The organism is Mesorhizobium sp. M7A.F.Ca.ET.027.03.2.1 (assembly GCF_003999175.1).
GTDB lineage: Bacteria > Pseudomonadota > Alphaproteobacteria > Rhizobiales > Rhizobiaceae > Mesorhizobium.
Genome location: NZ_RZOM01001412.1, coordinates 1 through 1,212, shown reverse-complemented (window position 1 = coordinate 1,212; position 1,212 = coordinate 1). Strand labels below are relative to the sequence as shown.

2 protein-coding genes are annotated in these 1,212 nt (G+C 56.9%); both read right to left on the bottom strand.

Annotated features, from left to right (window positions below):
• A partial coding sequence (locus EN750_RS35150) for a glutamine synthetase beta-grasp domain-containing protein (RefSeq protein ID WP_189526693.1) occupies nt 1-444 on the bottom strand: 444 nt, incomplete at its 3' end.
• A gap of 65 nt (nt 445-509) precedes the next feature.
• Nucleotides 510-848, bottom strand: a complete 339-nt coding sequence (locus EN750_RS35145) for a P-II family nitrogen regulator (protein ID WP_006205430.1) — start codon at nt 846-848, stop codon at nt 510-512.
• Nucleotides 849-1,212: the final 364 nt, after the last annotated feature.

The following is a 1,212-nucleotide window of genomic DNA, read 5'->3' as shown; positions in this document are numbered from 1 at the left end:
GTTGTAGGGATCGGCCTTGTACTTCACGTCGTCGAAGACGAAAAATTCGGCTTCCGGGCCGACATAGATGGTGTCGCCGATGCCTTCGGCCTTCATGTAAGCCTCGGCCTTCTTGGCCGTGCCACGCGGATCGCGGTTGTAGGATTCACCCGAAACCGGATCGAGGATGTCGCACAGGATGACCATGGTCGACTGGGCGAAGAACGGATCCATGTGGACCGTTTCCGGGTCGGGCATCAGCACCATATCGGACTCGTTGATGGCCTTCCAGCCGGCAATCGACGAGCCGTCGAACATCACGCCATCGGCGAACATGTCTTCCTCGACCTCGATGACATCCATCGTCACGTGTTGCAGCTTGCCCTTCGGGTCTGTGAAGCGCAGGTCGACGAATTTCACGTCGTTGTCCTTGATCTGCTTCATGATGTCTTTGGCTGTCGTCATGTCGTGTATCCCTGTGTGATGACTTTTTTTGTTGATGACGTTTTCAGGAGGATGGGGCGGTCAGGTCAGACCGCGTCCATGCCCGTTTCGCCGGTGCGTATCCGCACGACTTCCTCGATGTTGGAGACGAAGATCTTGCCGTCACCGATGCGGCCCGTCTGGGCCGCCTTGCGGATGGCCTCGATCGCGCCTTCGACCGCGTCGTCGCCGAGCACGACCTCGATCTTCACCTTGGGCAGGAAATCGACGACATATTCGGCGCCGCGATAGAGTTCCGTATGGCCCTTCTGACGACCGAAGCCTTTTGCTTCGGTGACAGTGATGCCTTGCAGTCCGGCTTCCTGAAGCGCTTCCTTCACTTCGTCCAGCTTGAATGGCTTGATGATCGCTTCGATCTTTTTCATGTAAAAAGTGGCCTCCACTGCCAAAAAAACGGGTTGTGACCCCCCGCTTGCGCCTCCATCAAGCACGAACTGTGCCAATTCAGCGGATTCGAAGCGGTCTCATAAGATTTCAAAGCCGCGCCGCACCGGGATGCAAATTCGCGTCATTCGCTGCACCGGAAGCGGCATGGGCTGCCAGAGCCTACACAGCGCCAGCACCCGCGTCCGCACAAAAATCAGGCATATCGCCTATCCCGCAGGCAATTTTCTGCCCGCGATGCCTTGGTGCCGACGTTATGGCTGCAGATCTCGGCAACTCCCCCTTGTTTGCTTTGGATCGAAATTGGACAATGCTTGATAGCATGCGGATCGGCAATCCATGAGC

Bases quoted from the DNA above. Each gene is read 5' to 3' on its own strand.
- EN750_RS35145 (WP_006205430.1), bottom strand. From the start codon at position 848: ATGAAAAAGATCGAAGCGATCATCAAGCCATTCAAGCTGGACGAAGTG.